The organism is Sphingorhabdus lacus (genome assembly GCF_009768975.1).
GTDB classification, from domain to species: Bacteria; Pseudomonadota; Alphaproteobacteria; order Sphingomonadales; family Sphingomonadaceae; genus Sphingorhabdus_B; species Sphingorhabdus_B lacus.
In genome coordinates this window covers 2714380-2737971 of sequence record NZ_CP035733.1, presented here as the reverse complement: position 1 = coordinate 2737971, position 23592 = coordinate 2714380, and the positions used below count along the sequence as shown (strand labels likewise).

Genomic DNA, 23592 nt, shown 5'->3' with positions numbered 1-23592 from the left:
GTTAAATGGCGGCTGATCGCCAGACAGCGACACCAAAGGGTTCGATCTGGCGACCGCCGATTACGAATTCTGCGTCTTCGGATGCTGGAGCATGGGTAGATTCATCCGACAAGTTGAAGGCAAAGCTCAGATCGCCGCGGCGGCGTAAACGCAAGGTCGGCGGCAACGGCGTGACCGGAATATTCGCTTCGGCGCACAGCCGAACCAAAACGCTTTTCAGAAAAGCGTCATCGGTCAATGTCGCTATATAGGTGCTGCGGCCCGAACGAATGGCAGCAGGAGCACCATCTTCGTAGGTTGCCACGATTTCCGTATCGCCTGCTTCAATTGTTTCGCGCCAGCGACCGCTTTCGAAATGCTCGCCTTGATAATGAAGACCCCCGGTACAGTCCGGGCGCAATGTCTCTACTGCGATGACTTTTACAGGTACAAATTCCCGCAACGGGCCAGGCGGTAAACCGTCGCTAATGGAAAACTCCTGTGTCTTTGCGCCCGAACGCGGTCCGAAAAGAAGCAAGCCATCACTCGCCCGCAATGTCCCAACGGTTGTTTCATCCGGCATTGCAAGCGTCGGAGCGACGATCAACTTATATCCGTCCAGCGGCACATCGCCCGCAGGCAGGATATCCACATCCAGCCCCAAGGCCCGCAGCGCGCCATAATATTGGAACACAACCGCCGGATAACGATAACCCGCACCTTGCCGCTCGATATCGTCAACCCACGCCGAAGCGGGATCAACCAGCAACGCTACCGGCGCTTTTTCGGATACTGCCGACAGATCGCCCAGCAGTGCCATTTCACGCACAACCTGTTCAACTTCTGGCCATGCAGGTGCGCGCTGGTCATCGGGACGCAGCAATCCCGCATGCATCTGTTCCTGCGCAAAGGGCACCTGCCGCCAGCGAAAATAGGCCACGCAGGCCGCGCCATGGGCGAAGGCCTGCAACGTCCAATGCCGTATCATGCCGGGCGCCGGGCGTGGATTGTGGGGAGCCCAGTTTACCGGGCCAGGCTGTTGCTCCATCACCCACCAGGCCCCTTTGGAAAGCCCGCGCACCGAATCGAAATTCAACGCCGCCAAATCAGGGTGCCCCGTCCGCATGAAGGGCTGCCAATCCGAAGCCGGTGCCCTGGCCATCAACTGGTCTGAAAAGCCGAGCGGATAATTATCATAGCTTACAAAATCGAGACCGCGGGTCAGCCCGGCATTATCGACGCCGGTCGTTGCAGGCGGAATGATATTATGTGTGACCCATTGCCCCTCGCCTGCGTGCGCGCGGATAGCGGCAATCATGACGTCATGAAAGCGCACCACCTGATCCGATGCAAAGCGGCGAAAAGCGAGACGGTGTGCAGGATTTGTTTCGCATACCGTGAAGAATGGCAGCTCGATCTGGTCAAAGCTGTCATATTCCATCGACCAGAACACATTGCCCCAGGCGGCATTCAGTGCCTCGACTGTCCCGTAGCGTTCGGCGCACCATATCCGGAATGCATCACGCGCCGCCGGTGACGCGCTTTGCGTTGTATCATGGCAGCAGAGTTCATTATCGGTCTGCCATCCTGCGACATGGAGATGTGAGCCGTAACGCTGCGCCATCGCTGCGCTGATGCGTTCCGCCTGAACAAGATAGGTTTCGCTGGAAAAATCATAATGGCGGCGCGAACCGAAGTCACGGCGCTGGCCGGTGTGGGTATCTACCGGCAAAATGTCCGGATATTTTTCGCACAACCATTTGGGCGGTGTCGCCGTGGGTGTGCCCAGAACCACCTTCAGCCCGGCCTCTCCCAATGTGTCAATAGCGCGGTCCATCCATTCCCAAGTGAACTGGCCCTCGCTCTTTTCTAAACGGCCCCAGGCGAACTCACCGATGCGCACATAGGTGAGGCCCAGATCGCGCATCCGCTGCGCATCGCGAGCCCAGATCTGTTCGGGCCAATGTTCGGGATAATAGCAAACGCCTAACATGACGGTCTTGTTAATGGGCATCCCGTCAAGAGCAAGAGCTTCATGGACGCTTAATATCAAAAGCGATGGTCAGCCGCTCCCCCGCGTCAAAGGGAATGGTGCTGTGCCACATGGTGGACGGGAACAAAACCAGCCGCCCCGGGCGTGGCTCGACCGTTTGATAGGCTGGCAGTTCAAGCCCCAGTTCCGGCGGCGGCGTGCCCAGCGCGAAATGGCCAGACGGCGGTGGTCCCGGTTGGTCGGGTAAGGCAACATAAAAAGCCGAACTGATCCATCCGTTCACATGGCTGTGGCTGGCATGAAAGCCTTTACCCGTAAGTCGAACCGACCAGCTGCCGTCCAGCAGCATTGTGGAACGGTTGGCCCCCAGCAAAGGGTGCCGCGGATCAGGGGGGGGCAGCGCCTCCACAAAGCCGCGCACCGCATTCATGATCGTGCGACGTATGGCCTGCACCGCGGGATCGGGGTGAAAAAACAGCGGTCGGTCGGTTTGCGTGCCGCCGCGTACCGATTGCTCGGGATAGGGCGCCTGCAGGATATGCAAGCGGCGCAGCACATCCGCGAGATCAGAAACTTGCCTCGACGAAACGTCCAAATCAATGACAGACAAATAGGGCGGCGCACCATCCAGCCAGTGCGCCAGCGCATTGTCCGTCACGCGCCATATGAGCGACAGATAAGGCCAGAACATCGCGCCAACCGGCGTTCCGATATAACGGCGCGCGCATTCTTCTGCGGCACCCCAATGGCCCTTGCGCAGATGGTAACGCACCTTGCACAGATCCAGACCCGGATCGGCCAAGTTGGCAACATCGCCATAAGCAGCTTCGGCACCGGCCTCATCTCCCGACTCCGCCGCGAGATAGAAACGCGCGGAACGCAACGCGCTTTGTCCGGGATAGCGTAATTCTGCTTTGGCCAGAATCGACCTGACTTTATCCCAATCCTTTATCAAAGCGGCCTGATGGAACCAGGCGAGATGCAGCGAAAACGAACCATCCTGACGGGCGCAGGCGTCGGCGAAACTGCGGTCATAATTTGCAGCATCGCCCGCAGTAAGCCGGATGCGCGACAAGGTGCTATGCCCTTCCGACCAGACCGGCTGCCGCTGCAATTCGCGTTCGAGCAAGGCTTCGGCAGCGTCACGCTCCCCTTCCGATACCAAAGCCAACGCCTGATTGCGGCGAAGTTGCATATCTTCGGGATTCAGCGCCAGGGCGTGAGCAAAAAGGTCGGAGGACGGTCGCCAACTCTCATAATATAAAAGCGCGCGGACCGCTGCGATCTGGGGGTCATCAGGGGCCAGCCGCTGCGCATCGTCAATCGCCCCGATCGCGCTTTCGATATCCTGGTTCTGCCGCGCCTGACAGGCTGTCCGGAACAGCGCGGCGGCGTCCACGGTTTAGCTGCCTGCCTTGCAATGCTGGTCGATAAACTGCTGGTGGCTCGGCTGGCGCTCGGCTTCAAACTGCATCGCGCCTCGCAACTTGCCCAGCCATTCGCGTCCATCGATCCCGCGATAGTCGAACAGCGGATCGACTGCATCGGGAATATTGCCCTGTCCGATATGCACGGCGAGCCAACTGGGCGGGCCGAACAAATCCATGTCCCGTGCGATATGGCGGCCATAGCTTTTGAAATGGTCGATTTTGAACTGCAGCGTGTCGGGGATCTCCATATGCGCGCAATAGCGCCACAATTCACTGTCGTCGCGGGTGGTGAGTTTATAGTGCAGCACCAGAAAATCGCGGATGCGTTCAAATTCGGTCACCGCAATATGGTTGTATTCGTCGGCCAGCAGCGGGTTGAAGCCCTTGTCCGGAAACAGCGCCAAAAGTTTCGAAATGCCCGCTTGGATCAAATGTAGGCTGGTCGATTCGAGAGGCTCCATAAAGCCGCTCGACAGGCCGATAGCGATGACATTCTTGTTCCAGAATTTCTTCCGCCGACCCGTGGTAAAGCGCAAGCGGTTTGGCCCGGCGAGCGCCTCCCCATCCAGATTGCCGCGCAACGTTGCCTCAGCTTCTTCGTCCGATATAAACTGGCTGCAATAGACATAGCCATTGCCTGTCCGGTGCTGCAGCGGGATGCGCCATTGCCACCCGGCGGCGCGGGCGGTGGAACGGGTGTAGGGCGTAAACGCGCCACCCTTCGCACAAGGCATGGCGACGGCCCGGTCGCAGGGCAACCAATGCGACCAATCTTCGTAGCCCGTTTGTAAACTGCCCTCGATCAGAAGCCCGCGAAATCCGGAGCAGTCGATAAACAGATCGGCGGCAAAGACCTGGCCATCCTCCAGTTGAACCGTCTCGACAAATCCGCTTTCGCCATTTTGGGCGACTGAAGCGATTTTGCCTTCGACCCGTAAAACGCCACGCTCCTCGGAATAACGCCGCAGATGACGTGCGTAGAGCCCGGCGTCGAAATGATAGGCATAGTCAAAGGTCGACAGCACATTGCGCGGGTCTTGCCCGGGCCGCGTAAAGCGCCCTGCCCGCGCGAGTGCCCATGCCATGCAATGTTCGTCAAAGGCCGCCGTCTCTCCGGCCTCGCGCGCCTTCAGCCAATAATGGTGGAGTCCGACGATATCGAACGCCCGGCCATGTGGTCCGAAGGGGTGGAAATAGCGGTTGCCCAAATGGCCCCAGTCGACAAACTCGATCCCCAGCTTGAACGAGCCTTGGGTCGATTTGACGAACTCGCGTTCATCAATGCCGAGCATTTCGTTAAACGTGCGGATAGGCGGAATCGTGGCCTCACCTACACCGACGGTGCCGATATCGTCGGACTCGATCAGGGTGATCTTGCACCCCTGCCGCAGGCTGTTCGACAACGCGGCCGCCGTCATCCATCCGGCCGAACCGCCGCCGACAATTACAATCGATTCGATACGCTTGTCCGTCATCATTTCCCGTTACGCCCGCTACTTGTTTTTGCAACGAAAACGGGTCCGGAAGCTTGCGCCGCCGGACCCGCCTCTTATCCTGTCGAAGGTGTGACCCTTCGGTTTTGGTTTAGAAGCTGAAACGCACCGAACCGGTCAGCGTGCGGCCGATTACCGGTGTGCCGGTAATGCCGCCGCCAAAGGTTCCGTTGCCGTTACCGCGCGAGTCATAGGTGTTGAACAGGTTGTAGACATTGAGGCCCACTTCCAGATTTTCGAGCGGCATGACCTTCAAATTGGTGTTGAAGACCGTTTTGCCCGGATAGACCAACGCGCCGTCAAAAGTGCTCGACTGACCCACTGCGGTGACGCCGATGGTTGCAATTTCCATTACGTCATAATTGGCCGACAGCGAGTAGCTGAGGTCCGGAATGTTCAGCGCGCGGCCGAAATTGGCCGAGCCTGCCACTTGGGTCCCATTGCGGGTCGACGTGAACTTCTGCTTCGCCTTTGTGTAGGTTGCGTTGGCGATGAAGTTGAAACCGCCCAGACGCAGTGTGGCGAAGAATTCGGCACCCTGGGTCTTGAAGCTGTTGTCGATGACGCAACCGCCGCCGGGGCAGATACCGGTCGTGGTTGGTTCAAAGTCGCTACGCTTGAAATCGCCCTTCAACAGGGTGAACTCAACGGTGTAACGGCCATCACCCAAGTTGCCCCGGTTCTTCAAACCGATTTCATACTGGTTCACGAAGTCGACCGAAGGCGTAACGCCGTCGGTACAGGCCAGCGCGGTTGCCTGTGCACGGGTGCAGAGGCTGCCATCCGGGTTGAATTTTCCGCTGACGGTTTGACGATCGCTGTTGAAGCGGCCACCACGCGATGCACGACCGAAGATCGACAGATCAGGCGTTGCTTTCCACAAGGCACCTGCGGTCCAGCTCGTGTAGCTGCGGCTATAGTCAAGAACTTCGCGTGTGCCGTTGGCGGTCATCGTGGGGATGAGGATGCCATTGGAATTTACGTTGAACTCCGGGCCTCCGGCAATGGTGTAGCCCGATGCCTTGACCTTTTCAAAACGAACGCTGCCGTCCAGATTGAAGGTGTCATTGTCGAGCACCAACTGCGCATATGGCGCAGTGTTGGTGTAGGACAGATCATAATCACGTGCGCAGCAATTGCCCCAGTTATTGTTATAGCCAGAGATACCTTCTTGCGTGATCTGGTTGGCAGCTGCGGTCGATGTTGCGCTGTCAAACAGGTCAAGCTGCGAAGGGTTATTGCCGCTGAGTTCGCGCAGCGATTTGTTAACATGCCAGTCCATTGCGATGGTCTGGTCCATGTAGAAATAGCCGACACGCGCAGTCAGATCTGCAAAGCCCGTTTCAAATTTACCAGCGATGGTCAGATCGTTCACAAAGCTGCCCAGATCGCGGATATTCGTCTTCACATTCACGTTATTGTCGAGATAGGTGCCTGTGTAGAGCTGTCCGGCATTGGGTCCGCTCGCATAGCGGATTGCCTGCACGGTACGGCCATTGACGGTAGAACCCAGAACGCTAGCTGTTGTCGCGATCCCAAGGAAGGGCGATGCAAAGCCACCGCTCAGATCGGAATAGCGGGCGTTGTTGTCGACAGTGATATTGTCACTCAACTCATAGTGGAACGAGGCACCGATTGACTTCTGCTTGGTGGTGATCCCGTCCATTTTGACGCGCTCCAGCGTGCCCTGACGGTTATAGATCAGGAAGCTCTGATTATAGAGCGAGTAGTTGGTGTCCGTGCGGCCATCAAAGCCAGGGAAAGGACGCACATTGCTGACCTTGCCACCACTGATTGTCGCCAAGGCTGGTGCACCTGTGTAGTTGGGTTCTGCCGTATCGGCATATTTGAACAGCAGGCGGAAATAGCCTTTGCCATCGCCAAATTCCTTGGTGACATTCGCCTTTACCTGAATGCTGTCGCTAAGATTATAGCCAGCGTTGAGCGGGCCGCGACCGCGCTTGAAAGAACCACCAACATGGAAGTTCATGCTGTCGGTCAGTGCGCCGCCATAGCGGAAGTTCAACTGGGTTTCGCTGTAATCGATACCTTTTTTGAGCTCGACATAGCCGCCTTCTTCACGGCCATAATTGCTGATATAGTTGATAACAGCGCCTGGGGCCTGCGATGCAAAGGTCGTGGCAGAACCGCCACGTACAGCTTCGATGCTGGCGACCGACGGGTCAAAACGTGTCCAATAGTCGTTATTGCCGAACTGGATATCGCCGAACAGAACAACTGGCAGGCCGTCTTCCTGCAATTGCACGAAAGGAGCACCACCGGTAGCAACCGGCAGACCGCGCACCGCGATATTGGAGTTACCACCAGGGCCGGATGTTCCGGGCACCTGAATGCCGGGAATCAGTTTGAAGACTTCAGCTTCGGAGCTCGGCTGAAAATCCTGGATAAGCTGGGCGTCGATGCTGGTAACAGATACCGAGGTTTCGATCTTGGTCTGGTCACGGCCCGAGGCGGTCACCACAATTTCGTCAAGGCTGGAAACTTCTTCATCAGCAGCTGCGGCCTCATCCTGCGCAAATGCCGGAACGGCAACCAATGCCGTGCACAACGCGATCGCTGATGCATAACCATGCAAACGGGATATCTTCATATCATCCTCCCCTAAAAATCGTAAATGGGCGCTGTTTTACGCCTCCACTGCGCTTGATAGTGATTTGGAAATCGTTTGCAAGAATTTTTCGCAAACCTTTGCATAAAATTTTATCCGAGGCTTTTCTGTGGCATTATCGTCACAATTTTCCGGACTTTAGGCCGTTCAGGGGGTACCTAATTCGCTATCCTTCACTCGCATAACCGCAATTGCTGCGCATATCAGCAATGCACCCGCGAGTACCAGCGCATTGCGGGCATCGCCCCCGAGCCAAGGTTCATAATAGAAGGGGAAGGTCGCGGCGTTCAACAGCATGGGGATTACGATCATCATGTTGAAAATCCCCATATAGACCCCGGTCCGGCGTGGCGGAATGCAGCTGGCCAGCATGACATAGGGCGTTCCCATGATACTGCCCCAGCAGATGCCGACACCAATGGCGGCCGGGAACAACATAGATGTTTCGGTCATCTGGGGAATGGCCATCATACCAAGACCGCCTGCCACCAGCGCCACGGCATGCACCTTGCGTGCACCCATTTTCCGGATCAAAGGCATCATCACCAGCGCCGCCACAAAAGCCACGGCATTATAAAAGGCCGCCATTGTCCCGTTGGTCAGCACGGCGCTGCGGAAACCGTCGCTGACCGGTTCGCTGGTGTTGTAAACCGATCGGGCAATCGAATAGGTCACATAGGTCCAGTAAATGCCCATCGCATACCATTGGAACAGCATCATCACGCCCAGCTTGCGCATGGGCCGTGGCATTTCCATGATCGCCGAACCAATTTCCTTGAAGGTTGCAGAAGCAGTTTTTGGCTGTGCCGCAATCTCGGTCTTTTGGCTTTCCGTCAGAGGCAGCTCTGGTACGCGAATGACAGACCATAATATGGTGGAAAGCGACAGAACGGCTCCGATGGTAAAGACAACATAGACCGTATCGGGAATATTGTTGGCGCCAATGGCATCCTTGTTCATGCCAAACAGACCGACCAGCAGCGCTGGCGTTCCGAGCGCAAGACATTGGGCCAGCCCGGTAAAGGCACTCTGGGTTAAAAAGCCGACATTGTGCTGGTCTTCATTCAGACGGTCGCTGACATAGGCGCGATAAGGCTCCATCGTGATGTTATTGCCAGCGTCCAGGATCCAAAGCAGGCTCGCTGCCATCAATATGCTTTGCGACAGAGGCATGAACAGCAGGCCAAGCGAGCATAATATTGCACCGACAATGAAATAGGGCGTGCGTCGCCCCCATTTCGAATTTGTACGATCGCTCATTGCGCCAATGATAGGTTGCACGACCAATCCGGTAATCGGACCCGCCAGTTGCAGAATCGGCAGGGAAGCCTCGTCCGCGCCGAGATAGGAATAAATCGGCGCCATATTGCCCTGCTGCAGCCCAAAGCTGAATTGCAGGCCCAAGAAGCCTAGATTCATTTGCAGAATTTTGGACAAGGACAGATGTGGCTTGGTCGCCGGTTGTGACATTTTTCTCTCCTGTGCGGAACAATCCGCCACTCTCCTCATTATCTGCTAACGCTTGGGGAAAATATTGCAACAAACGATTGCATAACACGGGACTGTTATTTTCTTTCCTCTTGCCATGGGGGCAAATCGTCCTCAATATTAAAGGGGTCTGAACCCGGTATTAGGAGCAAAAATGGACGGTCAGGGGCGGGTTCGGAATATCACAGATTTGGCGCGTTTGGCCGGGGTCTCTCCCGGAACAGTTTCGCGCGCCTTGGCAGATTCCCACCTGATTGCCAAAAAGACCCGCGAGAAAATCCAGCAGCTCGCCCGCGAACATGACTTTCGGCCGAATGTCATGGCGCGCAACCTGCGGATCAAACGCGCTGGCGCCATCGGCGTACTGATTCCACTCGGCCATGAAACCGGGCAGCATATTTCCGACCCGTTCTTCATGACCATGCTGGGCCATCTGGCCGATGCGCTGACCGAGAGGGGGCATGATCTTCTTTTGTCACGCGTTATTCCGAAAGATCCGGACTGGCTGAACCGCGTTGTTGATTCCGGTCGTGTGGACGGCGTCATATTAATTGGCCAGTCGGACCAGATCGATGTCATCGAAAAAGTTGCCAGCCGCTATCTTCCTTTGGTCGCTTGGGGGGCAAATTTGCCGGGCAAGAATCACTGCTCTGTTGGCTCGGACAACCGAAAGGGTGGCGAAATCGCCGCACAGCATCTGATTGACCGGGGATGCCGCAATTTTGCATTCTTTGGCGATCCGGTCGCGCCCGAAATTGCCGAGCGGCTTGAAGGATGCCGCGCCGCTCTTTCGTCGGCAGGTCTGGGAGACAATCTCAGCATCTTGCCGGCCCATCTGACCGCCGAAACCGCGCACCCTGCCATCAGCAAATGGTTGGATGACACACAGTCGATCCCCAACGGCATCATCGCCGCATCCGACGTGATCGCGATGAGCGCGTTACGCGCGCTCGCCGAACATGGCGTTAAGGTGCCGGGTCAAGTTCATGTGGTGGGCTATGATGACTTGCCCTTTGCCAATCAGACGGTGCCAACACTTTCGACAGTGAAGCAGGACCTTGCCGCTGGTGCAGGACACCTCGTTGACCTGTTGTTCCGGCGCATTGCAGGTGAAGCGACGCGGTCAGTGGTGCTAAAGCCCGAATTGGTCATCCGTCAATCGAGCTAAGTGCTCTTAAATAGTCGACGTCAGAATATCCTGCGCCAGCGCCAATCCGCCGAGTAATCCGGCTTTGTCGCCAAGGCCGGGCGCCACGATAATGTCGGATGCCCTTCCGCGGAAATAACCCCCGCCCAATTTGTCGGCCTGCGCGCGAATCCGGTCGAGCAACGCAGGCGTTCCGGTCACGCCTCCGCCCAGGATGACACAGCCCGGCTCCATGATCGATTGGAGCGTCACCACCATGTGCGCCAAATACCAGGCGACGATATCATGCGCTTCGTGGTCGGATGGCAGTTCGGACAAGGACGCGCCCCACCGCGCCTTGATGGCGGGGCCACTGGCGAGACCTTCCAGGCAATCGCCGTGAAACGGGCAAATACCGGGAAATGCCGTATCCAGCGGGTGGCGGGGAACGCGGATATGGCCCATTTCGGGGTGGGATAGACCCTGAAGAGGCTTGCCATCGACAATGGCGCCGCCGCCAATACCGGTGCCGATCGTAATATAAACACTGGCAGGCTTTCCTTGCCCGGCGCCCCATCGGGACTCGGCAAGTGCCGCGCCGTTCACATCTGTGTCGAATCCAACAGGCAAGTCGAGAGCACGGCCGATCAATCCTGCAAAATCGGTGTTGCTCCACCCCTTTTTCGTTGTCGCGGTTATGTGCCCCCAGTCGGGTGCTTGACGATCCAGTTCCAGCGGACCGAAGCTTGCGATGCCGATTGCGGCTAGTGCGCCATGGCGGTCTTGCGCCGCGCGCAACCAATCGAGCGTTGCGCCGATTGTTTCCTGCGGTGTAGTCGTATCGAAGCGCGCGGTTTCGCGAATATCATCGGGGCCCGCTACTATGCCGGCCACAAATTTCGTTCCGCCGGCCTCGATACAGCCAAAAACGGTGCGACTCATGCGAGACCCAGAAGCTGTGTGGTATTCCCGTCGATAGCGATCTTTAACACAGGTGCGATAGTGCCCCCGAATTGGTCGCGCTGCAATCGGGGATCAGTAAAAATGTCGCGGCCTTCCAGTCCCCAATGGTCGATGAAGCTATATACTTCCAGCGTGTCCAGAACTTGCCAGCAATATGCCTGCCTTGGCTCGGCTTCAGGGTTCGCGATGACAAGACCTGTACCGTTCAGCGGTGTATAGGGTCCAGTCAGCGAAGGCGCGACCATGCCGTAAAGCCCGCTTGGCCCCTTGGGACCATCAGGGGCAAATACGGCGTTCTGCGAAGACCAGAAGAGATAATAGAGGCCGTCCTTCAGGACCAAATGCGGACGTTCCATTTCGTTGCAAACACCGTCGGCGGTAATGATAGGTGGCAACAGGCGGAATCCGTCCTCACCCATTGCGGAATGCGCCACCGCCAGTCCCACGACGCCATTATGGCTGGACTGTGAACCCGGTTGAGACCCGGTAAACAGGATATAGGCATTGCCATCGACTGGGTCGCAGAACCAATAAGGATCCCGGAAACCCTTGATATTTCCGGGTACGCCCTGGTCGACGGCTACATCGACATACAGGCTGCCATCATTAACAACGATGGGGCTTGCGGCGGACCAGTTGGAAATGGTCGGGCGGCTGCCCGAAAGGTTGAGTTGTCCTGTTGTCTGGAACAGCCGTTGTTCAAAACTGGGTGTGGGGTCGCTGCGACGGCCTGCTGCCGTGAAATAGGCTGTCACCTCGCCGGTTTCCGCATTGAAACGGGCCGAGCCGGACCATTCACGTGTTCCGGGATTCAGGTCATCTGGAAACAGGAGGCCGCAATCAACCCATGTCCGTCCTGTCCGGAAGAGCAGCCGCGTACGTGCAATGTCATGGCGCAGGCCGGGGTCTGGCAAACGGGGGGCCGACAACACCATCCAAAGCTCACCGCCCGTGATGTTCGCAACCGTGCCGTCGGCATTCTGCAGGGGCCACAGGTCCCACAAATCCTGATCCGGAACGACGGATACGACATCTTCTGAAGTGATGAAGGGTGCTTCGGGCAATGGATGCCTGGCGATATCCGCGACATGCTCCGCAGTCCATTGGGATGCCGGCCAGCCGCGATCATCGGAAATATAGTGCGCTGAAATCGACATTCGCTGCTCTTGCCCCTCTCTTCGGGCCTGTCCCTATAACGCCTGTCGGCAAATTACAACAATCGATTGCATTAATAAGGGTCAGCGAAATTTCCCAGCCATATTTGGCCTTTTTTGCCATGATATCGCCATGACTAATGCCTATCTGGAAGGCTACGATCCCCAATGCGAAACTTGCAATATGACTGACATGACCTTCTCCCCAGCCGAAGCGGCGCGCGAAACAGCGTCCGACATCGGCGTTGCCGCCCGTGCCGAGCGCCTGAAACGCGTGCCCGACGACAAGGCTATGCTGCGCGCGGTCGCTGAACTGACGCGCGATCTTGGGACCGCGAACCCGCGTATCTTCTGGTCGGATTTCCTGTTCTCAGCGTTTCTGGGTTATGCCGCGCTCGCCGTTGCCATAATGGCCGCCCCGCTTTGGTTGAAGCTCGTGGCCGCGGCCGTTTCGATACTCGCGCTCTACCGGGCGGGGGGCTTTATCCATGAAGTCACCCATATGAAGCATTCATCGGTGCCGGGTTTCCGTTTCGGCTTTAACGCTGTCATTGGCGTGCCGTTGCTGGTGCCGTCCTATATGTATGAGGGCATTCACAATCTGCACCATGCGCGCACCCGTTATGGAACCGATCAGGACCCTGAATATCTCCCGCTTGCGCTGATGAAGCCGTGGACCCTGCCGGTCTTCATCCTCGTATCGATCCTCGCGCCCTTCGCGCTGCTGTTCCGCAATGCCGTTTTGGCGCCCTTATCGCTGTTCATCCCGCCGCTGCGCAGGCTTGTGGTGGAACGTTACTCCGGCCTGGTCATCAACCCCGCCTTCCGCCGCCGTCCGGCCGAAGGCGAGGCGCGCCGTAACTGGATCTGGCAGGAAACCGCCGCCAGCCTCTGGTCGATTGCGCTGCTGACCGGTGTTTTCACCGGAATCATCCCGCTGAACGCGTTCCTGATCTTTTTGGCTATCGTATCGGCAGTCGCCGTGCTGAACCAGATTCGCACATTGGTCGCCCACCTGTGGGAAAATGATGGCGAACCGTTGAGCGTCACCGCGCAATTCCTCGACAGCGTCAATGTACCGCCGCCAGGGCTGTTGCCCGCATTGTGGGCGCCGGTTGGCCTGCGTTACCACGCGCTACACCACTTGCTGCCAAGCGTGCCCTATCATGCACTGGGCGAAGCACATCGCCGCCTCAGCGCTGAACTTGCGCCGGATTCCGCCTACCACAGCGCCAGTTACAAGGGCCTACCCGGCCTCGCCTATCGCCTGGCGAAAAGCACAATGGTGCGCGGGGCCTAAGCGGCCTTATTATTCGGAAGTCTTTGAAAAAACTGGAGCGGGCGAAGGGATTCGAACCCTCGACCCCAACCTTGGCAAGGTTGTGCTCTACCCCTGAGCTACGCCCGCTCTGGCGGTCGGGACATGTGATTGACCTAGTGGCCATCTCGATTCCCCGACAGGTGAGGCGCGCCGTTAGCATGGGGTATTTCCCCCCGCAACCCCCAATTACATGCTTTTTATGCAAACGGGTGATTGCCTGTCTTGTATAAGGCGTGACTTTGCGCACATAGGGCAGGTACGAATCCGCTTACAAAGCACGGAGAATGACTTTGGCAACGATGGGCCTGACCACCGAAGAGCAAAAAGCAGTCGAGCAATTCCGCGAACAGGTGGTGACGCCGTCGATGGACAAACTCGTCATATTGGATTTCTGGGCTGAATGGTGCGGCCCATGCAAGCAGCTGACGCCGGTGCTGGAAAAGGTTGCGGCCGATTATGCCGACCGTGGTGTCGTTCTGGCCAAGGTGAATGTGGACGAGAATAAATTCATAGCCGCGCAATTCCAGGTCCGGTCCATCCCCACCGTCTATGCCATTTACCAAGGTCAACCCATTGCTGACCTGACCCCGGCCCGGACCGAGCCGCAATTGGCCCAAATGCTGGACCAGATATTGGAAAAGCTGCCCATACAGGCGGGAGACGGGTCACCCGACCCTGCGGCGCAGATCACGCCCTTGCTGGACGCGGGCGAAGAATTGCTGGAACATGATGGCGCAGAGCAGGCCTATAACCTGTTTATCGACGCGCTCGCTATTGCGCCCGAACATCCCGGCGCCCTGTCCGGACTGATTCGCGCCTTGGCAGCGCTGGGCCGCGCGGATGAGGCGCAGGCCATTTATGACAGTCTGGACGAAACGCTGAAGGCGGACGCCGCCTTGGTACGGGCCAGCTCGGTTTTAAGCATCGCGGCAGCCGCCGTGGCACCGGACGAGCTCAACACACTCAAAGCCGCGGTCGAGGCTGCGCCGGACGATCATGCCAAGCGGATTGAGCTTGCCAACGCGCTGATGGCTGCTGGCCAGCGGGATGAAGCCGCCGACGCGTTGCTGCAAAGCATCGCAGCAGATCGTGCGTGGAATGATGGTGCGGCCAAAGCGCGGTTGCTCGAAATATTTGCGATGATCGGCCTGGAAGACCCCTGGGTTTCGGCGACACGCCGCAAATTGTCGGCCATTTTGTTCGGATGACCATTCGCCGCATCTCGATCTTTCCCCTCACCGGCGCGATTTTGTTTCCGGGCATGCAATTGCCTTTGCATATCTTCGAGCAACGCTACCGCGATTTAGTCGGCGATTCGCTCGCACGCGACCGGATGATCGGCATGGTCCAACCAAAGGGACAGGGTAATGGTTCCGCATTGTTCGAAGTTGGTTGCCTGGGCCGGATCGGCGATGTGGAAGCAATGGAAGACGGCCGTTACAACATCATATTGGAGGGGCTGCAGCGCTTTACGATCCGCAAGGAGCTCGACGTCAGCACCAGTTTCCGCCAAGTCGAAGCGGACCTATGGGAAGAAGACGAGGCATCCGACGCACTGTCGATTGCCGAACGTGCGTCGCTTGAAATCGAGTCCCGCCGCTTTGCCGACATTCAAGGCTATGCCGTGGATTGGGGCGCGGTCGGACAACTGGATGATTATTCACTGGTCAACGCCATCGCCCAGATAGCGCCATTCGATTATGCGGCCAAGCAAGCCTTGCTAGAGGCACGCGGCTTATCGGCGCGAGCCGATTTGATCGTTCAGTTGATGCAGTTTTTCGGTCGGCACGATGGTTCGGACGACCGCGTTACCTTGCAATAGCATTCGATCAAATCCGCTTACAAAAAGCTTTCGCGCAAACCATCAATCACAAATTGTGCGGCCAACGCACCCAACAATACGCCGAGCAGCCGGGTAATAACGGCCTCCGCCTTGGCACCCAGCACCCGCATCAGCGGACCCGCCGCGAGCAGCGCCAACAGCGTTAGAAGCAGAACAGCCGCAAGAGCAGCCAGAATGATCCCGGCCCGATCCAGACCGTCATTCTGCGCCATCAGAAGCATGACCGACGCGATTGACCCCGGCCCCGCAATCATCGGCATAGCCATGGGGAAGACGGATACATCTTCGATCTCGGGCGTATCGATGATTTTCTGTGCCCGTTCTTCGCGGCGTTCCGTGCGCTTTTCGAACACCATGTCGATGGCGATCAGGAACAGCATGATGCCGCCGGCGATACGAAAACTGTTGAGTTCGATATGTAGCGCCGCAAGCAATTCTTCGCCGAAAAGCGCAAATACCAGTAATATTAGCGACGCTACAAATATGGCGCGAAACGCCATATTGCGGCGTTGTGCCGCATTCGCCCCCTTGGTCAGGCTGGCATAAATCGGCGCGCAACCCGGTGGGTCAATGACGACGAAAAATGTGATGAAGGCGGAAAGGAACAGGTCAGTCATTTAGATGCCGCGACCTGATCCAAAATCACGGTTTCGGACATTTGCCCGTTCCACAATTTCACCTCGACCGTGCGGCTGCCATCAGGTTGTACGACCCATGTGTAGCTCAGCGATTGGTCGCGCGAAAACCCGCTTTTCATTTGCGCACCTTCGGCAGGGGCGGTTAGCAGCGCGGGGGCGCGGCCCTTGCAGCTTGCTACCTTTGTCTCGATCATTTCCTTGGGCACGCGCGGTGTCGACAGCGCATCGCCATGGTCAACCACCCATTTCCATTCGCCGTCGCCACGTTCATTCTTCTGAATGAACTGCCATATGGTTGTGAAATAACCGAATGTGCCATTGGGCCGCTGCCATGCGCCAGTTGTTGCTCCGGTTTTGCCATCACATGACATGAATGCCTTATGCGCCTGCCATTTGACCGCAGCGGGCGGGTCTGCGCGGCCTTTAAGCCAGGCCTGCGCCAAATTGGGCTCCGGGTCGAACATTACGGCATCCTTCGCCGCTGTTTCGCGAAAGGCGGTCCACTGCCCCTTTTCCTGTGCCAGTCGGGCAAAGGCTATTTCAGCCGAGATGATCGCGCTCGGATTGGCGATGCGCGGTTCGAACCCGGCCGGTGCGCGCGGTCCCCCGACACAGGCCGAAAGAACCAACAGGGCTGCGCCAACTAGGCCAATCCGCATCATCGCATCAAAATCCCTTTGGCCGTGGCAGGTCGGCACGGCGATATGCCGCCACCAGTGTATTGCGTAACAAACAGGCGATTGTCATGGGGCCAACCCCTCCCGGCACCGGTGTGATGGCGGCAGAATGCACCGCCGCCTCGGCAAAGGCAACATCGCCGACCAGACGACCTTTGGTTTCGCCTTCGGCTGGCGCGAGCCGGTTGATTCCAACATCGATGACGACCGCTCCGTCCTTGATCCAGTCGCCTTTCACCATTTCCGCACGGCCAACAGCTGCTACGATGATATCGGCACGGCGCACGACATCAGCCAGATCCTGTGTCCGGCTGTGCGCGATCGTGACGGTGCAATTTTCGGCCAGCAATAGTTGCGCCATCGGCTTGCCTACAATGTTGGAACGACCAATCACTACGGCATTTTTGCCTGACAAATCGCCCAACCGGTCCTTGAGAAGCATCAGACAGCCCAAAGGCGTGCAGGGAACAAAGGCATCTTCGCCCACGGCAAGCCGTCCGGCGTTGACGACGTGGAAACCGTCCACATCCTTGGCTGGATCAAGCTCGGCAATCACGGCCTTGTCGTCCATATGCGAGGGCAAAGGCAATTGAACGAGGATGCCATCAACCTGTTCATCGGCGTTGAGCCGTTCGACCAAAGCAATCAGGTCGGCCTGTGCGGTATCTTCGGGCAGGCGATATTCGAAACTGGCCATTCCAGCTTCAATCGTCGCCTTTTTCTTGGAGCCTACATAGACCTGGCTTGCGGGATCGTCGCCGACCAGCACAACGGCCAGCCCGGGCTTGCGACCGCTATGTGCCACGAAGTCCAGCACAGATGCCGCAATACGTCCGCGCAGATCTGCCGCGAATGCCTTGCCATCAATGATATTATCGGTGCTCACATGCCCGCCGAAGCAATGTCATTGGCCAGACCCATCAACAGCATTTGCAGGATGCGTAAACCGATCAGCAGCACCATGGGAGAAAAGTCGATCATACCGGTATCCGGCATAATCTTGCGGATCGGTTTTAGAAACGGATCCAATATCATGTTCAGGGCATGCCAGATCGAGGATACGAAATTGTTCGACAGGCTAACCACATTGAAAGCGATCAGAAGGCTAAGGATGAATTGAACAATGACGACGGTCGACAAGATCGTCATCAAATAACCAATGATCGAAATAAGCGCGAGAAGCATGGGTTTCTCCGATAGAAGACAGATAGGTGCGATTAGCCGAGGCGGCGCGCTGTATCAATCACCTAAAACACTATTTGTGGATCAGCGTACCCGCACCCTTGTCCGTGAACATTTCAATTAGCATCGCATGGCTTGCACGTCCGTCCAAAATAACGGCGGCGTCTACTCCTGCCTCCACTGCATTAACGCAAGTTTCGATTTTGGGGATCATCCCGCCGCTGATCGTGCCATCGGCCTGCAGTGCAGCAATGGCTTCGGGGTCGAGATCGGTTAGCAAGTCGCCTGCTTTGTTCAATACGCCGGCAACGTCTGTCAACAGGAACAGGCGCGAAGCCCCCAAAGCGCTTGCCACAGCACCCGCCATGGTATCTGCGTTGATATTATAGGTGTGGCCATCTTCGCCTACGCCGATCGGGGCGATGACGGGGATCATTCCGGCGCCGCTGATTGTGTCGATAACACTGCGATCGACCTTCTCTGGTTCGCCCACAAATCCCAGATCGATATTGCGTTCAATATTGCTGTCGGGGTCTTTCTGCGTCCGCTGCACTTTGGTTGCGGTTACAAACCCGCCATCCTTGCCGGAGATTCCCAAAGCCCGGCCACCGGCGGCATTAATCCAGCCGACCAGTTCCTTGTTGATCGCGCCCGAAAGAACCATTTCGGCGACCTTGGCGGTTTCTGCATCGGTGACCCGCAGGCCATCCACAAATTCGCTTTCGACCCCCAATTTCTTGAGCATTGCGCCGATTTGCGGGCCGCCGCCATGCACAACGACCGGATTGATACCGACCGCCTTCAGCAAGACGACATCCGATGCAAAATCGCGTGCCAAAGCCGCATCGCCCATCGCATGGCCGCCATATTTCACGACGAAGGTCTTACCCGCATAACGCTGCAGATAGGGAAGGGCTTCGGTAAGCGTTTCCGCCTTGGCGAGATTGATAGGGTCGATGCTCATCGTCAGGCCGCCGCATCCAGTTTGCGGCCGATACGCACTACAAGCGCAATGACCAATGGAACCATCACCGCCGACAGGACGATTTTGGCGATCATTTGACCCATCATGAGTTCGGCAATGGGGCGGACTCCATAGAAGGAGACAGTGATGAAGATCAACGTGTCGACAATTTGCGAAAGCGCCGCTGCAATGAAGCCGCGTATCGCGAGGAACCGCCCCGATGTCCCTTTCAGCCGCGCAAACAACCAGACATTCAGGGATACCGAAACGCCATAGGCCAAAATGCCTGCCGCCATCATGCGGCCGCTTTGGCCGACGATGATGGGGAAGGCTTCCTTCGCGGGTTCGTACATGCCGGCATCGGTCGGCAGTTGCAGCACGAAATAGGATAGGCCAATCGCGATAAACAGCGGAACGAAACCATAGCGGACCAGCCGATCGGCAATGTCCCGCCCGTGCAATTCGGCAATGGCGCTCGATACCGCGATCAGTGTCAGGAAGGGAAAGATCCCGGCTTCGACAGCCAGGGGACCAATTGCCACCTGCTTTGCCCCCAGAAACCCACCCAAGGGAACCATGCCGCCGTAAAAGATCGCAAATACAAAGAGCGAGCGCGGAATGGCACTCAGAGAAGTGCCCGATGTGGTCTGTTCAGTCATGGACACTGACTAGCGTCTAATTTTATTGGCGCAAGACCGAGGTTGACGCTAGGTGGAGTGTAAAGTGCTCGGGGTCGGGAGTTTTTCATGCAAATTTTGTTAAGCCTTGCAGGCATGGTTGTGATTTTGGCGATTGCGGTTGCGCTTTCGTCGAACCGCCGCGCCATCAAGTTTCGCGTCGTCGGTGCCGCCTTTGCGTTGCAGGCTAGCCTGGCTGCGCTGGTGCTCTATGTGCCGTGGGGCAAGACGGTGCTGGAAGTCATGTCGAACGGTGTGTCCAATCTTCTGGGCTATGCGGCAGCGGGAACCAACTTCATCTTCGGCCCGCTGGCATCACCCGAAATTGGCGGAAACAGTTTTGCGATTGCGGCCTTGCCCGTCATCATCTTCTTCGCGTCGCTGATCTCGATCCTCTATTATCTGGGCCTGATGCAATATGTGATCCGCTGGATTGGCGGTGGCTTGCAGAAGGTAACGGGTATTTCCAAAGTCGAAAGCCTGTGCGCCGCCGCCAACATCTTTGTCGGCCAGTCGGAATCGCCGCTTGTGATCCGTCCCTATCTGGCCAGCCTAAAGCCCGAGCAGCTATTTTGCGTGATGACAGTCGGTATGGCCGGAGTCGCAGGCACCATATTGGCGGCTTATGCATCCATGGGCATTCGCATCGACTATTTACTGGCCGCCGCTTTCATGTCGGCACCGGGCGGCATCTTGATGGCCAAGCTGATGATGCCCGACGTGCCGCCCATGCCGGTCAGCGAAGGCGACCCTGCCCTTGCCAATCCGCACCCGGATGAAGAGCCCGTAATCCTTGCCGACGATGGGGAAGAAAAACCTGCCAACATCATCATGGCCGCGGCCCAAGGCGCGCAGACCGGGGTCAAGCTGGCCGTTGCCGTTGGTGCGATGGTGCTCGCCTTTGTCGCGCTCGTCGCACTCGCCAATGGCATTTTGGGAGGAATCGGCGGGTTGTTTGGCCAGCCCGATCTCAGCTTCCAGCAGATTGTCGGTTATGTCTTTGCGCCGGTCATGTTTTTGCTGGGCGTTCCATGGGGCGAGGCTTTGCAAGCCGGCGGGCTGTTCGGAACCAAGATCGTCCTCAACGAATTTGTCGCTTTCATTGATCTGGGTGCCCTGAAGACCTTGTCGCCGGCCACGGTCGGGATCGTGACGTTCGCCTTGTGCGGTTTCTCCAACTTCTCGTCGATTGCCATCCAGATGGCCGTGACAGGTGGACTGGCGCCCAACCAGCGTCCCGTCATCGCAAAGCTGGGCCTCAAAGCATTGGCGGCCGGATCCCTGTCCAACCTGATGAGCGCGGCATTGGCGGGACTGTTCCTCAGTTTGGGCTAGGGCTAAATCACTCCTCACCCGCCGCGCGCTTGAGCTCATAAAGCAAGTCAAGCGCGGCCCGGGGACTCAGGGAATCGATGTCGAGGCCGTTCAGCTTGTCCCTCAAAACATCTACCCTAGCTTCAGCCAAGTTAAGAGCGGCGCTAAAAAGTGGCAAATCATCAAGGCCAGCTGCCAATCCACCTGTCTCAGCCCGACCCTTCTCAAGCTTACTGAGCACCGTTTGAGCCCGAGCGATGACCGACGGCGGCAGTCCCGCCAATTTCGCAACGGCAATGCCATAACTGCGATCAGCAGGACCTTCTGCAAGTTCGTGCAGCAAAACAAGATCGCCTTTATATTCCTTCGCCCGAACGTGGTGGAGCGAAAGCGCATCCAAACTTTCCGCCAATCGAATCAGTTCATGATAATGGGTAGCAAAAAGGCAACGACAGCGGTTTTTTTCGTGAATGCCTTCGACAACGGCCCAAGCGATGGCGAGGCCGTCGTAGGTAGAAGTGCCGCGTCCAACTTCGTCCAATATCACAAAGCTGCGCGGCGTTGCCTGTGCCAAAATGGCTGCCGTTTCGACCATTTCGACCATGAAAGTTGACCTGCCCCGGGCCAGATTGTCGGACGCCCCGACGCGGCTAAACAGCCGATCGACGAGTCCCAACCGGGCTACTGACGCAGGAACATAGCTACCCGCCTGCGCAAGCAGGACGATTAGCGCATTTTGCCGCAGGAATGTTGATTTACCGCCCATATTAGGGCCGCTAACGAGCCAAAGCCTACGGTCCGGAGTAAGGGTGCAATCATTCGCGATAAATCGGTCACCCGATTTGGAAAGCGCGCTTTCCACAACCGGATGTCGGCCGCCATCGATATGTAGTTCCGGTGAATCTGAAAAAGTCGGACGACACCAACCGCCTTCGACGGCACGTTCCGCGAGTGCAGCAGCAACGTCGATTCGAGCTAACGCTTCGGCGCTCGCAGATATCGCGTCACGGCGATCAAGTACATAGACTATCAACTCTTCCAGATGGGCCGCTTCTGCCGCAACCGCATGACCGCTAGCCTGAGTGATGCGAACTGCTTCTTCATGTAGTTCGGGTGAATTGAAACGCACTGCGCCCGCCATTGTCTGACGGTGAGTGAATCCGCTTCCGGGCGCCAGAAGTGCATCGCCATATTTAGCCGGAACCTCGACGAAATAACCCAATACCGCATTGTGTCGGATCTTGAGCGCCGAAATTCCGGTCAAAGCACGGTAGCGCGCTTCCATTTGGGCGATGGCATGCCGGCCATCACGCCCGGCAAGGCGCAGGGAATCAAGCGCTGCGTCATAGCCTTCGGCGATGTAGCCTCCCTGCCCCGTGTCGGTGGGCGGGGCGGCGACCAGCGCGCGGGTGAACAGATCCACCATCGCCCCGTGCCCGTCAAGCGAGGGTAGCAACTGGTCAAGCAACAGAGGCCGATCATCCGCATTGCCAAGTCTTTCGCGCAAGGTGCGAGCACCGTTTAAACCGTCGCGAATTTGTCCGACGTCCCGCGGACTTCCTCGTCCCGCGACCACGCGGCCAAGAGCACGGGCGATATCAGGCAGTTGGCGAAGTGCCATGCGGATAGCGTCGCGCAACAGTGGGGCATCGTGGAACCATTGTACCAATGAAAGGCGCGCGTCGATTCGTGCTTTGTCCATCAAGGGAGCGGCCAAATCCGTCGCCAACTGTCTCGCCCCTGCGCCGGTAATTGTCCGGTCCACTTCCGCAAGCAAAGAGCCCGCACGACCGCCTTTAGTACCACTGTTAACTTCCAGACTGTCGCGGGTAGCCTGATCGATTAACAGGTGGTCATGTACTTCACGGTGCAAAGGCAGTTTCAAGAACGGCATAGTACCTTGGCCAACATGACCAAGATAGGCGAGCAATCCCCCCGCCGCAGACAGCTCAGCGCGAGTCAAGGCGCCAATAGTTTCTAACGTCGAGAGCATGAAAAGCTGCTTCAGACTCTGCTCGCCGGCGAGACTATCAAATTCTGCGTTCGGTCGCTGGATCGCTCCCAATGGCGCGCCTATAAATCCATCTGTGACTATAATCTCGCTGGCGGCTAGCCGTGCCAATTCGGCTTCGAGCGCACCGTGAGGCACATTAACCAGTTCAAAGTGGCCTGTTGATATATCAGCCGCGGCGATGCCGACGGAATCACCGATCGCCGACACTGCCACAAGCATGTTGGATGCCCAACTATCAAGCAAGCTGTCCTCGGTCAGCGTACCAGCGGTGACAAAGCGGATGATGTCTCGGGCAACAAGTGTTTTGGACCCGCCACGTGCACGTGCTTCCTCCGGGCTTTCGGTCTGCTCCGCAATGGCGACTCGATGCCCAGCCTTTATGAGCCGCGCCAGGTAGCCTTCAGCGGCATGCACCGGAACGCCGCACATCGGAATCGGGTTGCCATCATGCTCCCCACGCGATGTGAGCGCAATATCAAGTGTTGCCGAAGCTACGCGAGCGTCGTCGAAAAAAAGTTCGAAAAAATCCCCCATCCGGTAGAAGAGCAGGCAATCGCCCGCTTTCGCCTTCAGACCCAGATATTGCACCATCATCGGTGTCGGTTTGTTATCGCCCGCCATATAGCTGCGTTAGCGAAGGCAAGACTATGGGGCAATGCTTGCTCTAACGTCGCCAGCAGGTTAGGGGCAGTGTAAGTCGACAATAA

At 57.3% G+C, this 23592-nt stretch carries 19 protein-coding genes and 1 tRNA gene; 5 read left to right on the top strand and 15 right to left on the bottom strand.

Annotation, left to right across the window (positions count from 1 at the left end):
* Position 1 precedes the first annotated feature (1 nt).
* From EUU25_RS12930 to EUU25_RS12910, 5 genes are all read right to left on the bottom strand, one after another.
* Positions 2 to 1972 carry a beta-galactosidase gene (locus EUU25_RS12930; RefSeq protein WP_158903408.1) on the bottom strand — a complete coding sequence of 657 codons (1971 nt, stop codon included), beginning with the start codon at positions 1970 to 1972 and terminating at the stop codon, positions 2 to 4.
* Between the two features lie 40 nt (positions 1973 to 2012).
* Positions 2013 to 3371 (bottom strand): putative 2OG-Fe(II) oxygenase, encoded by a 1359-nt coding sequence (locus EUU25_RS12925; RefSeq protein WP_158901591.1) that lies wholly within the window; start codon positions 3369 to 3371, stop codon positions 2013 to 2015.
* Between the two features lie 3 nt (positions 3372 to 3374).
* The gene (locus EUU25_RS12920; protein WP_158901589.1) at positions 3375 to 4880 is read right to left on the bottom strand and encodes a tryptophan halogenase family protein; all 1506 of its coding nucleotides are present in this window, start codon (positions 4878 to 4880) and stop codon (positions 3375 to 3377) included.
* 106 nt (positions 4881 to 4986) lie between these two features.
* Positions 4987 to 7506, bottom strand: a complete 2520-nt coding sequence (locus EUU25_RS12915; protein WP_158901587.1) for a TonB-dependent receptor — start codon at positions 7504 to 7506, stop codon at positions 4987 to 4989.
* Positions 7507 to 7671: 165 nt separating this feature from the next.
* Positions 7672 to 8994 (bottom strand): MFS transporter, encoded by a 1323-nt coding sequence (locus tag EUU25_RS12910; protein WP_158901585.1) that lies wholly within the window; start codon positions 8992 to 8994, stop codon positions 7672 to 7674.
* A 172-nt stretch (positions 8995 to 9166) separates the two neighbouring features.
* Here EUU25_RS12910 and EUU25_RS12905 point away from each other — a divergent pair, with 172 nt between their 5' ends.
* Complete coding sequence (locus EUU25_RS12905) at positions 9167 to 10180, top strand: LacI family DNA-binding transcriptional regulator (RefSeq protein ID WP_158901583.1); 1014 nt, start codon at positions 9167 to 9169, stop codon at positions 10178 to 10180.
* A gap of 6 nt (positions 10181 to 10186) precedes the next feature.
* Here EUU25_RS12905 and EUU25_RS12900 read toward each other — a convergent pair whose 3' ends face one another.
* Together EUU25_RS12900 and EUU25_RS12895 are read right to left on the bottom strand one after the other, a co-directional pair.
* Positions 10187 to 11080 carry an ROK family protein gene (locus EUU25_RS12900; RefSeq protein WP_158901581.1) on the bottom strand — a complete coding sequence of 298 codons (894 nt, stop codon included), beginning with the start codon at positions 11078 to 11080 and terminating at the stop codon, positions 10187 to 10189.
* Positions 11077 to 12258 carry a glycoside hydrolase family 68 protein gene (locus tag EUU25_RS12895; RefSeq protein WP_158901579.1) on the bottom strand — a complete coding sequence of 394 codons (1182 nt, stop codon included), beginning with the start codon at positions 12256 to 12258 and terminating at the stop codon, positions 11077 to 11079. Before EUU25_RS12895 ends, EUU25_RS12900 begins: the two co-directional genes overlap by 4 nt.
* Before the next feature lie 181 nt (positions 12259 to 12439).
* Between EUU25_RS12895 and EUU25_RS12890 the strand changes: the two genes are divergently transcribed.
* On the top strand, positions 12440 to 13555 hold the full coding sequence (locus tag EUU25_RS12890) for a fatty acid desaturase family protein (RefSeq protein ID WP_425505183.1): 1116 nt from the start codon (positions 12440 to 12442) through the stop codon (positions 13553 to 13555).
* A 33-nt stretch (positions 13556 to 13588) separates the two neighbouring features.
* Here EUU25_RS12890 and EUU25_RS12885 read toward each other — a convergent pair.
* Positions 13589 to 13663: transfer RNA gene (locus EUU25_RS12885), tRNA-Gly, on the bottom strand.
* 197 nt (positions 13664 to 13860) lie between these two features.
* On the opposite strand from EUU25_RS12885, the gene EUU25_RS12880 reads away from it, so the two are divergent.
* Together EUU25_RS12880 and EUU25_RS12875 are read left to right on the top strand one after the other, a co-directional pair.
* A complete protein-coding gene (locus EUU25_RS12880) occupies positions 13861 to 14784 on the top strand; it encodes a tetratricopeptide repeat protein (protein WP_246162728.1) in 924 nt (307 codons plus the stop codon).
* A complete protein-coding gene (locus tag EUU25_RS12875; protein WP_158901578.1) occupies positions 14781 to 15398 on the top strand; it encodes an LON peptidase substrate-binding domain-containing protein in 618 nt (205 codons plus the stop codon). Before EUU25_RS12880 ends, EUU25_RS12875 begins: the two co-directional genes overlap by 4 nt.
* Positions 15399 to 15415: 17 nt before the next feature.
* On the opposite strand, the gene EUU25_RS12870 is transcribed toward EUU25_RS12875, so the two are convergent.
* From EUU25_RS12870 to EUU25_RS12845, 6 genes are all read right to left on the bottom strand, one after another.
* Entirely contained in the window at positions 15416 to 16036 is a 621-nt protein-coding gene (locus EUU25_RS12870) for a MarC family protein (RefSeq protein WP_158901576.1), read from the bottom strand.
* Positions 16033 to 16719, bottom strand: a complete 687-nt coding sequence (locus tag EUU25_RS12865; protein ID WP_246162726.1) for a Cif family virulence factor — start codon at positions 16717 to 16719, stop codon at positions 16033 to 16035. The genes EUU25_RS12870 and EUU25_RS12865 overlap by 4 nt, the downstream gene beginning before the upstream one ends.
* 4 nt (positions 16720 to 16723) lie before the next feature.
* Positions 16724 to 17620, bottom strand: coding sequence for a bifunctional methylenetetrahydrofolate dehydrogenase/methenyltetrahydrofolate cyclohydrolase FolD (gene folD / locus EUU25_RS12860; RefSeq protein WP_158901574.1), 897 nt, complete (start codon positions 17618 to 17620; stop codon positions 16724 to 16726).
* A complete protein-coding gene (locus EUU25_RS12855; protein WP_158901572.1) occupies positions 17617 to 17919 on the bottom strand; it encodes a YggT family protein in 303 nt (100 codons plus the stop codon). The genes folD and EUU25_RS12855 overlap by 4 nt, the downstream gene beginning before the upstream one ends.
* 70 nt (positions 17920 to 17989) lie before the next feature.
* On the bottom strand, positions 17990 to 18880 hold the full coding sequence (gene argB / locus EUU25_RS12850) for an acetylglutamate kinase (RefSeq protein WP_158901570.1): 891 nt from the start codon (positions 18878 to 18880) through the stop codon (positions 17990 to 17992).
* Between the two features lie 2 nt (positions 18881 to 18882).
* Positions 18883 to 19539, bottom strand: coding sequence for a queuosine precursor transporter (locus EUU25_RS12845; RefSeq protein ID WP_158901568.1), 657 nt, complete (start codon positions 19537 to 19539; stop codon positions 18883 to 18885).
* 87 nt (positions 19540 to 19626) lie between these two features.
* Here EUU25_RS12845 and EUU25_RS12840 point away from each other — a divergent pair, with 87 nt between their 5' ends.
* Positions 19627 to 20892: a NupC/NupG family nucleoside CNT transporter gene (locus EUU25_RS12840; protein WP_158901566.1), complete on the top strand. Its 1266-nt coding sequence runs from the start codon at positions 19627 to 19629 to the stop codon at positions 20890 to 20892.
* A 7-nt stretch (positions 20893 to 20899) separates the two neighbouring features.
* Here EUU25_RS12840 and mutS read toward each other — a convergent pair whose 3' ends face one another.
* Positions 20900 to 23506, bottom strand: coding sequence for a DNA mismatch repair protein MutS (mutS, locus tag EUU25_RS12835; protein WP_246162724.1), 2607 nt, complete (start codon positions 23504 to 23506; stop codon positions 20900 to 20902).
* Positions 23507 to 23592: the final 86 nt, after the last annotated feature.